At 35.8% G+C, this 13,245-nt stretch carries 11 protein-coding genes; all 11 read left to right on the forward strand.

Annotated elements, in window-relative coordinates:
* Positions 1-43 precede the first annotated feature (43 nt).
* The 11 genes from icd (at position 44) to coaE (ending at position 13,103) form a co-directional block, all read left to right on the forward strand.
* Positions 44-1,315 carry an NADP-dependent isocitrate dehydrogenase gene (gene icd, locus LC095_RS12965; RefSeq protein ID WP_226528544.1) on the forward strand — a complete coding sequence of 424 codons (1,272 nt, stop codon included), beginning with the start codon at positions 44-46 and terminating at the stop codon, positions 1,313-1,315.
* Between the two features lie 133 nt (positions 1,316-1,448).
* Positions 1,449-2,384 carry a malate dehydrogenase gene (gene mdh, locus LC095_RS12970; protein ID WP_226528545.1) on the forward strand — a complete coding sequence of 312 codons (936 nt, stop codon included), beginning with the start codon at positions 1,449-1,451 and terminating at the stop codon, positions 2,382-2,384.
* A 217-nt stretch (positions 2,385-2,601) separates the two neighbouring features.
* Positions 2,602-3,078 (forward strand): MaoC/PaaZ C-terminal domain-containing protein, encoded by a 477-nt coding sequence (locus tag LC095_RS12975; RefSeq protein ID WP_226528558.1) that lies wholly within the window; start codon positions 2,602-2,604, stop codon positions 3,076-3,078.
* Between the two features lie 211 nt (positions 3,079-3,289).
* Positions 3,290-4,009: a response regulator transcription factor gene (locus tag LC095_RS12980; protein ID WP_026560837.1), complete on the forward strand. Its 720-nt coding sequence runs from the start codon at positions 3,290-3,292 to the stop codon at positions 4,007-4,009.
* Positions 4,002-5,771 (forward strand): two-component system histidine kinase PnpS, encoded by a 1,770-nt coding sequence (gene pnpS / locus LC095_RS12985; RefSeq protein ID WP_226528546.1) that lies wholly within the window; start codon positions 4,002-4,004, stop codon positions 5,769-5,771. The genes LC095_RS12980 and pnpS overlap by 8 nt, the downstream gene beginning before the upstream one ends.
* Positions 5,772-6,140: 369 nt before the next feature.
* Positions 6,141-7,118: an FtsH protease activity modulator HflK gene (gene hflK / locus LC095_RS12990; RefSeq protein ID WP_226528547.1), complete on the forward strand. Its 978-nt coding sequence runs from the start codon at positions 6,141-6,143 to the stop codon at positions 7,116-7,118.
* Complete coding sequence (hflC, locus tag LC095_RS12995; RefSeq protein WP_226528548.1) at positions 7,108-8,037, forward strand: protease modulator HflC; 930 nt, start codon at positions 7,108-7,110, stop codon at positions 8,035-8,037. The genes hflK and hflC overlap by 11 nt, the downstream gene beginning before the upstream one ends.
* Positions 8,038-8,206: 169 nt before the next feature.
* Positions 8,207-10,834 carry a DNA polymerase I gene (gene polA / locus LC095_RS13000; RefSeq protein WP_226528549.1) on the forward strand — a complete coding sequence of 876 codons (2,628 nt, stop codon included), beginning with the start codon at positions 8,207-8,209 and terminating at the stop codon, positions 10,832-10,834.
* A gap of 27 nt (positions 10,835-10,861) precedes the next feature.
* A complete protein-coding gene (mutM, locus tag LC095_RS13005) occupies positions 10,862-11,686 on the forward strand; it encodes a DNA-formamidopyrimidine glycosylase (RefSeq protein WP_226528550.1) in 825 nt (274 codons plus the stop codon).
* A 165-nt stretch (positions 11,687-11,851) separates the two neighbouring features.
* On the forward strand, positions 11,852-12,490 hold the full coding sequence (gene ytaF / locus LC095_RS13010; protein WP_226528551.1) for a sporulation membrane protein YtaF: 639 nt from the start codon (positions 11,852-11,854) through the stop codon (positions 12,488-12,490).
* Between the two features lie 19 nt (positions 12,491-12,509).
* Positions 12,510-13,103, forward strand: coding sequence for a dephospho-CoA kinase (gene coaE, locus LC095_RS13015; RefSeq protein ID WP_226528552.1), 594 nt, complete (start codon positions 12,510-12,512; stop codon positions 13,101-13,103).
* Positions 13,104-13,245: the final 142 nt, after the last annotated feature.

Below are 13,245 nucleotides of genomic sequence, written 5' to 3' on the forward strand. Positions count from 1 at the left end.
AGAATAGATATGAAGCAACTACATAATTCGGGAGGTAATTTTCTTGACACAAGGCGAAAAAATTTCAGTAACAAATGGAGTATTAAACGTACCAAATAATCCGGTTATTCCGTATATTGAAGGTGATGGAATTGGACCGGATATCTGGGCTGCTGCATCGCGTGTATTAGAAGCAGCTGTTGAGAAAGCATACAATGGGGAAAAAGGAATTGTGTGGAAAGAAGTATTAGCTGGAGAAAAGGCATTTAATCAAACGGGTGAATGGTTACCATCTGAAACATTAGATGTTATTCGTGAATATTTAATCGCTATTAAAGGACCACTTACAACTCCAATTGGTGGAGGAATTCGTTCATTAAACGTTGCTCTTCGTCAAGAACTGGATTTATTCACATGTTTACGTCCAGTACGTTATTTCCAAGGTGTACCTTCACCTGTAAAACGTCCTGAAGATACAGATATGGTTATTTTCCGTGAAAACACTGAAGATATCTATGCTGGTATTGAATATGCAAAAGGTTCTGAAGAAGTAGAAAAATTAATTAATTTCCTAAAAAATGAAATGGGAGTTAACAAAATTCGCTTCCCTGAAACTTCTGGAATCGGTATCAAGCCTGTATCACAAGAAGGTACAAGCCGTTTAGTAAGAGCTGCAATTAATTATGCAATCGAGCACGGCCGCAAATCTGTAACACTTGTTCACAAAGGAAACATCATGAAGTTTACAGAAGGTGCGTTCAAAAACTGGGGTTATGAGCTTGCTGAAAAAGAATTTGGTGATAAAGTATTCACTTGGGCAGAATATGATCGTATTGTGGAAAGCGAAGGAAAAGATGCTGCAAATAAGGCACAAGCTGATGCCGAGTCAGCTGGCAAAATCATTATTAAAGATTCAATTGCAGATATCTTCTTACAGCAAATCTTAACTCGTCCTCGTGAATTTGATGTTGTTGCAACAATGAATCTAAACGGTGACTACATTTCTGATGCTCTTGCTGCACAAGTAGGTGGTATCGGAATTGCTCCAGGTGCAAATATTAACTATGAAACAGGTCACGCGATCTTTGAAGCGACTCATGGTACTGCACCAAAATATGCTGGTCTTGATAAAGTTAACCCATCTTCTGTTCTTCTTTCCGGGGTACTTATGCTTGAGCATTTAGGGTGGAATGAAGCGGCTGAATTAGTTATTAATTCTGTTGAGAAGACAATTGCTTCAAAAGTTGTAACTTATGACTTTGCGCGTTTAATGGAAGGTGCAACTGAAGTGAAATGTTCTGAATTTGGTGATGAATTAATTAAGAATATGGGCTAATGCTTAACTGTTGATGCTTATCTAAAATGACGGGGTTTGCTTATGTGAAAAAAGATGAGAATGTGTACATTCAATTTATCAATCACATAAGCAGCCCTTTTTCAAAACCTATACATATAAGGGGATGTTAGATATGGCCATTAAACGTAAAAAAGTATCTGTGATCGGCGGTGGCTTTACTGGGGCTACAACTGCATTTTTACTAGGTCAAAAAGAACTTTCAGACGTAGTGTTAGTTGATATTCCTCAGATGGAAAACCCGACAAAAGGGAAAGCTCTAGATATGCTTGAGGCTAGTCCTGTCCAAGGCTTTGATGCAAATATTACCGGTACATCAAACTACGAAGATACCGCTAATTCAGACATTGTTGTGATCACTGCAGGTATTGCCAGGAAACCTGGAATGAGTCGTGATGATCTTGTCTCAACAAATGCTAATATTATGAAATCTGTGACAAAGGAAGTTGTAAAATACTCTCCTGACTGTACGATCATTGTATTAACAAACCCGGTTGATGCTATGACATATGCAGTTTATAAAGAATCCGGGTTTCCAAAGCATCGAGTAATTGGACAATCCGGGGTTCTTGATACTGCTCGTTTTCGTACGTTTGTTGCCCAAGAGTTGAACCTTTCTGTGAAAGATATAACGGGATTCGTTTTAGGTGGCCATGGTGATGATATGGTTCCATTAGTACGTTACTCATATGCGGGTGGAATTCCTTTGGAAACATTGATACCTAAAGATCGTTTAGACGCAATCGTGGAGAGAACTCGAAAAGGTGGCGGAGAAATTGTTAATCTATTAGGAAATGGCAGTGCTTACTATGCTCCGGCTGCTTCCTTAGTAGAAATGGTAGAAGCCATTTTAAAAGATCAACGTCGTGTTCTTCCTGCAATTGTTTATCTTGAAGGTGAGTATGGGTTTAATGGAATTTATCTAGGTGTTCCAACGGTCTTAGGAGGAAATGGACTGGAGCAAATTATTGAGCTTGAATTAACAGACGAGGAGAAAGCTGCACTTAAGAAATCTGCTGATTCAGTACAAAATGTGATGAAGATCCTTTAATAGACAGTCTAATGGAGAAAGTTGGGGGATTATCCTCAATTTTCTTTTTTATACATGTTAGTCAAATATCGAAGCATACGATTTCTTAGCCTTTTTTATACTATCAGAAAGTATATAAATTGTATGGATGATAGTAAAAGAAAAACGAAGGCTTTCGCCATTAGGACTTGGCGACAAGCCAGGTTTATTAACAAAAAATGATGAAGGTGGTGCAAATATGCTTCTAGGGAAGAAACAGAAACTTGGCAGGCATATTGAAGAAATTACGGTTGGTGAAAAACTAACATTAACCGAAAAGATAGAAGACAAAGATCTTCTTCTTTATTTAGGATTAACAAATGATGCAAATCCTCTGTATATTCAGCATGATTATGCTTCCCAAACACCATACGAAAAGCCTGTTGTTCCTAGTATTATGCTTACGGGGATTATTACCTCGGCAATATCTAAGTATCTGCCGGGACCAGGAAGTCATATCATCAAACAAGAAATTTCATTTCTTCAGCCACTTCATCATTATAGTGTTATTCAATTTCTGTTCGAGGTGAGTGAAGTGTTTACTTCTGAAAACAAAATCATTATTCGTGTACATGCAGAAAATAAGGAAAATGATATCGTCTTAGAAGGGAAAGTAACAGTTTGTCCTCCTTATAAAATAACTCCAAATGAGGGAAAAGCATTAGAGAATTTTTAGCATATGTAATGAATGAGGGCTGACTCATATTGGGTCAGCTTTTTCTAAGTCAAAATACTAAATTAATTTATTCTATAGGTATTTTTACTAATATTGAAACGAATGGTTGCTCTTCTTCCACACTATTCGCTAGAATAGAAATACACAATAGAATAATAAAAAGAAAAATTGGTTCAGGTGAAGGGAAATTAAATCCTTGGAGGCCCTATAAATGAGTAAGAGAATATTAGTAGTAGATGATGAGCAATCAATTTCAACCTTATTAAAATATAACCTAGAACAAGCAGGTTATCATGTGCTAACAGCTATGGATGGTGAAGAAGGGTTACACATATGTATAAAAGAACAACCTGATTTACTGGTACTAGATTTAATGCTGCCGAAAATGGATGGCATTGAGGTATGTAAACAGCTTCGTCAGCGGAAATTGATGGTTCCTATTCTTATGCTTACTGCGAAAGATGATGAATTTGATAAAGTTCTAGGTTTAGAATTAGGTGCAGATGATTATATGACAAAGCCTTTTAGTCCAAGAGAGGTTGTTGCAAGAATAAAAGCTATACTAAGAAGAAGTCAATCACATGCTGATACGGAAACGATAGAAATTGAGGACGCAAATCAAATTATAATTGGTGATCTACGTGTTTTACCGGATCATTATGAAGCGTATTATGGGAAGGAACGCTTGGATTTAACTCCAAAAGAATTTGAGTTGCTTGTTTACCTGGCAAAGCATAAAGGTCGTGTTCTGACAAGGGATCAACTGCTAAGCGCTGTTTGGAATTATGATTTTGCAGGAGACACGAGAATTGTTGATGTACACATTAGTCATTTGCGAGAAAAAATTGAAAGAAATACAAAAAAGCCATTATATATAAAAACAATAAGAGGATTGGGGTATAAGCTTGAGGAGCCTAAAGTGAATGAATAGGTTCCGTTCACGTTTCTTATTTGCGCTCATCACGTTGATTGTTTCAGTGTTAGTAGGTTTAGGATTATTATTAGGCCAAATCTTTAATAGCTATTATCTAAATTCATTTAAAGAGGAAATGATGAAAGAGGCTGAGCTTACACGATCAATTGTGACAAATGAGGATTTAACAAATCAAGAGATTGAAGGACTTTTGGATGAGTTGGGGAAAAAATACACATCACATATAACGATTATATCAAATCAACACCAAATCATTTTTGAAGCTGGAATATTGAAAGAAGGTCATGATCACCAACGTTTAATGGAGAAGATATATCCGATTATGAAAGGACGAACAAAAGGATATTATTATACAGACCAGGTAGAAGATGTTGCGTATTATGGGTTTCCACTAAAAGAAGGATCGAATAGTGAAGGAGTCGTCATCGTTAGTTCATCTGTGGATTCATTAAAAAAAGTGAATCATCAGTTGTGGATGATACTAGTAGCATGCTTAGGTATTGCGTTTATTATTATCCTTTTAATAGGTGTACGTATTACTGCGCAATTTACACGTCCAATTGAATCAGCGACAAAGGTGGCTATGGAACTGGCAAAAGGAAATTATAAGGCTCGAACATACGAAGACCATCTTGATGAAACAGGTATGTTAAGCCAATCAATTAATATACTTGCCAGAAATCTCCAAGACATGACAAGGGCACAAGAAATGCAACAGGATCGACTACAAACACTCATTGAAAATATGGGGAGCGGCCTCATTTTAATTGATGGAAGAGGGTACATAAATTTAGTTAATAGAGCATATAAGGAACTTTTTGAGGTTGATTCGGCTGGTTTTCTTTATCAATTATATCATGACGCATTTGAGCATCAGGAAATCATTGAAACTGTGGAAGAAATATTTATGACAGAAGTAAAAGTCCGAAAACAATTACACCTTCCAATTAAGATAGAGCGAAGACATTTTGAAGTGTATGGCGCACCAATTATCGGTACAAATGATGAGTGGAAAGGAATTGTTCTTGTTTTCCATGATATTACTGAATTGAAAAAATTGGAGCAAATGAGAAAAGACTTTGTTGCAAATGTATCACATGAATTAAAAACTCCGATTACTTCTATAAAAGGGTTTAGTGAAACATTATTAGACGGGGCGCTTAGTGACAAACAAACAGCTGAATACTTTCTTTCAATTATATTGAAAGAGAGTGATCGCCTTCAAACGTTAATTCAAGATTTATTAGATCTTTCGAAAATTGAGCAGCAAGGTTTTCTACTCTCTATCCAACCGTGTGATCTAAGAGAAATATTGGAGGACATTTCGGTCATACTTGAAAGTAAAGCGAAAGAAAAAAATGTAGAATTAAACATGATTCTTCCCGAAAATTCAACTTATATTGAAGGGGATGTCTATCGCTTAAAACAAATTTTCATTAATTTAATTAACAATGCTCTAACCTATACACCACAGGGTGGATCTGTTAGTGTAAGTGTTGGAAAACAAGATAATTATGTACGTGTAACCGTGTCTGATACAGGTATTGGGATTAAGAGTGAAGAAATACCAAGAATTTTTGAACGGTTCTACCGTGTTGACCGAGCAAGAAGTAGAAATTCAGGGGGAACCGGTTTAGGACTTGCGATTGTTAAACATTTAGTTGAGGCACATAAGGGACAGATTAGTGTTCAAAGTGAGGTTGGAAAAGGAACAACCTTCACTGTGAAATTAAATAAAAAAATAGACCTGCTACCTTAATTTAACTAAATAATTTATATATTCGACATACTTTACAATTAATTTACATCAAATTTAAGATTGCTTAATAAAAGGTTGGTATTATACTAAGTGAAAACCCCTTCATCCAAGGAGCCAATCTTTTGGACGTAAGTCATGTACTTACGTCCCTTTTTTTGTTTAAACGCTTAATTTTATGATCAGTTTAATTGGCAATGTTTTATGAATTTCCCTCCCCATTTCCCCATATTGAAGACTTTCCTCAATATGTTATTTCATTGATTATGACAGACGATCCATAAGTATGAAATATTTGAAACCTTTTTGAAATGTAATCGTATGTATAGTATCACAATAGAATAGAAGTACGTGAGAAAGGTAGGGGGAGACATGTTAAGTTTGAAAAGAATTTTTTCCATCATCGGCTTTGCCTTATTAATTATTGTGTTAGCAATTGTTGCATTTACTTCATGGTATACCGTTGATGAGTCAGAACAAGCAGTTATGATTACACTTGGTGAAGTTGAAGAAGGTGTAAGCGAGCCGGGCTTACATTTTAAATATCCTTGGCCGATTCAGTCAGTAGAAGTTCTATCAAAAGAAACCTTTAGTCTTCAGTTTGGCTATAAAGAAACAGAAGATGGAGAGGTAGAGGACTTTCCAAAAGAAACTAAAATGATTACAGGTGACGAAAATATCGTTTTAGCGGATATGGTTGTTCAATGGAAAATTACTGAACCTGGCAAATACTTATTTAATGCTGAAAATCCAACGGAAATGCTTGAGGATGCTACTTCTGCAAGTTTAAGGAGCATTATTGGCAGCTCAACAATAGATGATGCCTTAACATCGGGAAAAGTAGAAATTGAAAAGCAAGTTCAAGAATTATTATCTACTTTAGTCGAAGAATATGATATTGGGATTACAATTTTGGCAGTTAAATTACAAGATGTTGATTTACCTAATGAAGAGGTAAGAAAAGCATTTACAAATGTTACTGATGCACGTGAAACAATGAACACAAGAAAGAATGAAGCAAATAAATACCGCAACAAACGAACAGAAGAGGCAAAAGGGGAAAAGGCTGCCATAATGTCTTCAGCCGAAGGTGATAAAGCTGCCCGTATGGAAGAAGCCCGCGGTGATGTAGCGCAGTTTAATGCTATTTATAATGAATATGTAAATGCAAAGGATATTACAGAAAAACGATTAGTATTAGAAACAATCGATCAAGTGCTTCCTAATGCAGAAATTTACATTATGGAGGACAACGGAAATACAATGAAGTATTTACCAATTAAAGATGGAACAGCAACAAAACCTGTAGCACCAACTGAGCAGGAAGGAAGTGAAACTAATGGCCAATGATAATGTTGTAAATATGGAAGAGAAAAAAACTTCCTTCCCATTTAAGGGGTATCTTCGGGCAGGAGTGATTTTTCTAATCTTTATTGCTCTTCTTGTCATTCTTCTAACAAACTTATTTATTGTAAAAGAAAATGAATATAAAGTTGTGCGCCAATTTGGTGAAGTTGTCCGTATTATTGAGGAACCAGGCTTGAATTTTAAAATTCCTTTTATTCAATCAGTCACTACTCTACCTAAATTTCAAATGACCTATGATGTGGAAGAAGCAGAAATAAATACAAAAGACAAAAAGCGACTTATTATAGATAATTACACTGTTTGGAGAATAGAGGATCCTAAAAAAATGATTTCAAATGCAAGGTCACTTGTTAATGCTGAAACAAAAATGGCGGAATATGTATTCTCTACTGTTCGTTCTGAATTAGGGCAATTAGATTACGATGAGATTATCAATGATGAAAAGTCTTCAAGAGGCAGCTTAAATGACAAAGTAACTGATATCGTCAACAATCTGCTTGAAAACGGTAACTATGGAATTGTTGTTACAGATGTTCGAATGAAGAGAACTGACTTGCCTTCAGAAAATGAAGAATCTGTATTTACGAGAATGATCTCGGAACGTGAATCAACTGCACAGGGTTATTTATCTAAAGGGGATGCTGAAAAAAATAGTATTATAGCTGAAACAGATCGAGAAGTAAAAGAAATGCTTGCTAAGGCAGAGGCTGATGCTGAGGTTATTCGAAGTGAAGGAGAAAAAGAAGCAGCAAAAATTTATAATACTGCTTATTCAAAGGATCCTGCATTCTATGAAATGTACAGGACATTACAATCTTATAAACAAACCATCGATGAAGAAACAGTCATCATCATTCCATTCGATTCACCTTATGCAAGTTTGCTAAAAGGAGTACAATAAAGTGAGACTTACTACCTGTTAAGATACGATAACATGTGAATAGAGCCCTGGTTTTCCTTTCTATTTGTAGTCATGATAAAATAGAAGTGGAGAATCAGGGTTTTTACATACTTAAAAAATTGAAAGCTTGCGAATCATTATTTTTCGCTTGAATAGAGGAGGAAAAGGATTGACAAAAAAGCTTGTATTAATTGATGGAAATAGTATTGCTTATCGTGCCTTTTTTGCACTACCTTTACTAAACAATGATAAAGGTGTACATACGAATGCGATTTACGGGTTTACGATGATATTAATGAAGATACTTGAGGATGAAAAGCCATCACATATGCTTGTTGCATTTGATGCAGGAAAAACAACATTTAGACACCAAACCTTCCAAGAGTATAAGGGGGGAAGACAAAAAACTCCGCCTGAATTATCAGAGCAATTTCCGTTTATCCGGGAGCTGTTGGATGCTTACCAAGTATCAAGATATGAATTGGAAAATTATGAAGCAGATGATATTATCGGGACATTATCAAGACAAGCTGAGAAGGATGGCTATGAAGTTAAGGTTATTTCAGGTGATAAAGATTTAACACAATTAGTAACTGACAAAATAACCGTGGATATTACGAAAAAGGGTATTACAGATGTTGATTCATATACGCCGGAGTTTGTACAAGAAAAGTATGGCCTAACACCAGAGCAAATCATTGATATGAAGGGCTTAATGGGTGATACGTCTGACAATATACCGGGAGTTCCTGGCGTAGGGGAAAAAACAGCAATTAAGCTGTTAACAGAATTTACATCATTGGAAAATGTTCTAGAGTCGATTGACAAGGTCAGTGGGAAAAAGCTTAAAGAAAAACTTGAGGAAAATCGCGACCAAGCATTAATGAGTAAAAAACTCGCTACAATAGACTGTGAAGCTCCGATCGCTATTGGACTGGATGAAGCTCACTATGAAGGATTTGATTCTAAAAAGGTTACAGAGCTGTTCAAAGAATTAGGTTTTAATTCTTTATTAGAAAAAATAGGAAATGATGCTGCTGAAGAAGAAGAAATTGAAGAGATCAGTTTTGAAGTTGTCAGTGAGTTCTCACAAGAAATTTTATCGGATGAAGCTACTCTTTATGCAGAGGTTTTAGAGGATAGCTATCATCAAGCTGATATTATAGGCTTCTCGATCATAAATCAACAAGGACATTACTTCATACCTGCGGAATTAGCATTAAATTCTGCTCAATTCAAAGAATGGACAGAAGATGAAACAAAGAAGAAAACAGTCTATGATGGGAAGAAAACAACTGTAGCTCTTAGATGGAAAGGGATTTCATTAAAAGGAATTAACTTTGATGTATTAATTGCAGCTTATTTATTAAATCCTTCTGCTACCTTTGAGGATGTAGCGAGTGTCTCAAAAGCACATGGAGTATCCGTTGTCCAACATGACGAGGTTGTGTACGGTAAAGGAGCAAAGCGCTCTATACCAGGTGATGATCAGGTAGGAGAGCATCTTGTTCGAAAAGGACTGGCTATGTCTGATTTAAAGGAAAAGCTTATTAATCAATTAAAAGAAAATGATCAATCTGCTCTTTTATATGATTTAGAGATGCCTTTATCATTAATACTTGCTGAAATGGAAGCAACTGGTGTTAAAGTGGATGTTGATCGATTGCAAACAATGGGAAAAAACCTTACTGATCAGTTAAAGACATTAGAAGAGAGTATTTATGCCCATGCAGGAGAAGCATTTAATATTAATTCACCTAAACAGCTTGGTGTCATTTTATTCGAAAAATTAAATCTGCCTGTTGTGAAAAAAACAAAGACAGGGTATTCAACTTCTGCGGATGTATTAGAAAAGCTTGAAGATAAACATGAGATTGTAAAGGATATTCTCCATTACCGGCAACTCGGGAAGTTACAATCTACATATATTGAGGGCTTGCTAAAGGTTGTTCACAAAGATACAAAAAAAATTCACACAAGATTTAATCAAGTGTTAACGACGACGGGCAGACTTAGCTCAATAGATCCTAACCTCCAAAACATTCCTATCCGCTTAGAGGAAGGGAAAAAAATTCGGCAGGCCTTTGTTCCATCTGAAAAGGATTGGGTCATTTTTGCAGCAGATTACTCACAAATTGAGCTGAGAGTATTAGCACATATTGCAAATGACCAAAATTTAGTAGACGCATTCCAAAATGATTTAGATATTCACACAAAAACTGCAATGGATGTATTCCATGTATCAGAAGATGAAGTTACCTCAAATATGAGAAGACAGGCGAAAGCAGTAAATTTTGGTATTGTGTATGGAATAAGTGATTTTGGACTATCGCAAAGTTTAGGGATTACCCGCAAAGAAGCAGGGGAATTCATTAAGCGATATCTGGAATCATTCGTTGGAGTTCAGGAATACATGGAAGATATTGTTGCTGATGCTCGAGAAAAAGGCTATGTTAAAACATTGCTCCAAAGAAGAAGATATATACCGGAAATCACTAGCCGCAATTTTAATCTTCGCAGCTTTGCCGAAAGAACGGCAATGAACACACCTATACAGGGGAGTGCAGCTGATATAATTAAGAAAGCAATGATTGACATGGCTGAAAGATTAAAAAAAGAAAATCTTCAAACGAAATTATTGTTACAGGTACATGATGAATTGATATTTGAAGCTCCAAAAGAGGAAGTCGCTATACTTGAAAAAATTGTTCCAGAGGTAATGGAAAATGCTGTTGAATTAAAAGTACCTCTAAAAGTAGATTATTCCTATGGGAACTCATGGTATGATGCGAAATAAACTTTAGTCTAAAAGGATGTGAAGTACATGCCTGAATTGCCAGAGGTTGAAACCGTGCGAAGAACACTGATTGAACTTGTAAAGGGTAAAACAATAAAAAAGGTTTCTATCCTTTGGCCAAAAATGATCAAAAAACCTGATGAAATTGAACAGTTTAAAGATGCATTAGAAGGTCAAACTATTCATGATGTGAATCGGAGAGGGAAATTTTTAAAATTTATTTTAGATGACTATGTCCTTGTATCTCACTTAAGGATGGAAGGGCGATATGGATTGTTCTCGGCAAAAGATGAAGTAGAAAAACATACACATGTGTTGTTTACATTTATAGACAACACAGAGCTTAGATATCGGGACGTAAGAAAATTTGGTACTATGCATTTATTTAAAAAAGGAGAAGAGGAGCAATATCCTCCTCTTTCTCAGTTAGGCCCTGAACCTTTTTCTACACAATTTACCAAAGAATATCTTAAAGAACGATTAGCGAAAACATCACGTAAAATCAAAACCGCTTTACTTGATCAATCAGTTGTTGTAGGACTTGGCAATATTTATGTTGATGAAGCTTTATTCAGAGCGGGAATAAACCCAGAGAGAACAGCAGGGCAATTATCGAATCAAGAATTTGAACGTTTACACAATGAAATTGTCAACACTCTTAATGAGGCCGTTGCACAAGGTGGCAGCACGATTCGATCTTACGTAAACACACAAGGTGAGATTGGGATGTTTCAGCTTCAGCTATATGTATATGGTCGGACAAATGAACCATGTAAAAAATGTGGGCGGATTTTAACGAAAACTGTTGTTGGTGGACGTGGGACACACTATTGTTCAACATGCCAAAAATAAAAAAAGGGTAAAGATATCAAAAGATGTCTTTACCCTTTTTGGCGATTCTAATTAGTGACCAGAAAACATAAGGTAGCCATATCGAAAAAAACAATTTCTTCTTTAACATTCTCTAGGCGTTTATCATACACTATGTTAGCAATCAGAGGGAGGGGCTAGACCTGTATGTTTCAATATACTTCACTTTTGTTATTAGCATTCGCAGTTAGTTTAGATAGTTTTTCAGTTGGATTTACGTATGGAATGAGGAAAATGAGAATCCCCTTAAAGTCGATTTTAATTATAGCGTGTTGTTCTGCAGGAACTATGCTTGGGGCTATGTTTCTTGGTGAGGTGTTAACAAGGATTTTCCCTATTTATATTACCGAAAAGCTTGGTGGATTTATTTTAGTGCTGATTGGAGCATGGGTTTTATATCAATTTTTTCGACCCTCAAAGGAAAGTGGAGAGGAAGAAGAAGTTGAGAAAACGATCATAAACTTTGAAATAAAAACCTTTGGTATTGTCATTAATATACTTAGAAAGCCGATGACAGCAGATATTGATAAATCAGGAACAATTACAGGAATTGAAGCACTTTTACTTGGGTTGGCACTATCTTTAGATGCTTTTGGTGCTGGAATTGGTGCTGCCTTATTGGGATATTCGCCAATTATTATGAGTGTACTAGTAGCTTGTATGAGCTCTCTTTTTGTTTGGATAGGAATTAAGTCCGGGCATATTTTTTCAAGATTTTCATGGGTAGATAAATTCTCTTGCCTTCCAGGGATCATTCTCATTATGATAGGTATATGGAAATTATAAATGATGGAGGCAAAATGCTGTGACAGTTGTCATTGGATTAACAGGTGGAATAGCAAGTGGAAAAAGTACGGTTTCAAACAAGATAAAAAAATTAGGCATAACAGTTGTAGATGCTGATGAAATCTCAAGGGATGTCGTTGAAATAGGAAAACCCGCGTATAATCAAATTGTGAATGTTTTTGGTGTGGATATTTTACAGCACGACCAAACTCTTGATCGTGGGAAGTTAGGTGCTTTGATTTTTAGTGATCCGAAGAGGAGAGAACAGCTAAATAAGATTGTTCACCCTGAAGTACGTAAAGAGATGCTTCGACAAGTAGAAAAAGAAAGAAAACAAGGATCACGTGCAGTTGTCCTAGATATTCCATTATTATTTGAAAGCAAGTTGACCTATATGGTGGATAAAACACTTCTTGTATATGTAGATGAACAAACTCAATTAGAGCGGTTAATGCAACGAAATGGATATACTGAGGCGGAGGCAAAACTACGCATCCAATCACAACTACCCTTAAAGGATAAACGAAAACTTGCTGATGAAATAATTGATAATAACGGTTCCTTAGAAAATACACAAACCCAGCTGGAAGCTGTGTTAAAAAAATGGATTTAGACGAAAAAGAGACAATAATATATGAGGCCACTGAAAAACTTACGTTTTTTAGTGGCCTTGCAAGGATGTATATTGAAAAAGGCGACTATCCGTTCAAAAATGAACGGATAGTCGCCTTTCTTTATAGATCTTTTACTTTATT

The sequence above is a fragment of the Metabacillus niabensis genome (assembly GCF_020524345.1).
Lineage (GTDB): Bacteria > Bacillota > Bacilli > Bacillales > Bacillaceae > Metabacillus > Metabacillus niabensis_B.

Coding starts and splice junctions, on each gene's coding strand:
- LC095_RS12980 (WP_026560837.1), top strand. CDS start 3,290: ATGAGTAAGAGAATATTAGTAGTAGATGATGAGCAATCAATTTCAACC.
- ytaF (WP_226528551.1), top strand. CDS start 11,852: ATGTTTCAATATACTTCACTTTTGTTATTAGCATTCGCAGTTAGTTTA.
- LC095_RS12975 (WP_226528558.1), top strand. CDS start 2,602: ATGCTTCTAGGGAAGAAACAGAAACTTGGCAGGCATATTGAAGAAATT.
- hflC (WP_226528548.1), top strand. CDS start 7,108: ATGGCCAATGATAATGTTGTAAATATGGAAGAGAAAAAAACTTCCTTC.
- hflK (WP_226528547.1), top strand. CDS start 6,141: ATGTTAAGTTTGAAAAGAATTTTTTCCATCATCGGCTTTGCCTTATTA.
- mdh (WP_226528545.1), top strand. CDS start 1,449: ATGGCCATTAAACGTAAAAAAGTATCTGTGATCGGCGGTGGCTTTACT.
- pnpS (WP_226528546.1), top strand. CDS start 4,002: ATGAATAGGTTCCGTTCACGTTTCTTATTTGCGCTCATCACGTTGATT.
- mutM (WP_226528550.1), top strand. CDS start 10,862: ATGCCTGAATTGCCAGAGGTTGAAACCGTGCGAAGAACACTGATTGAA.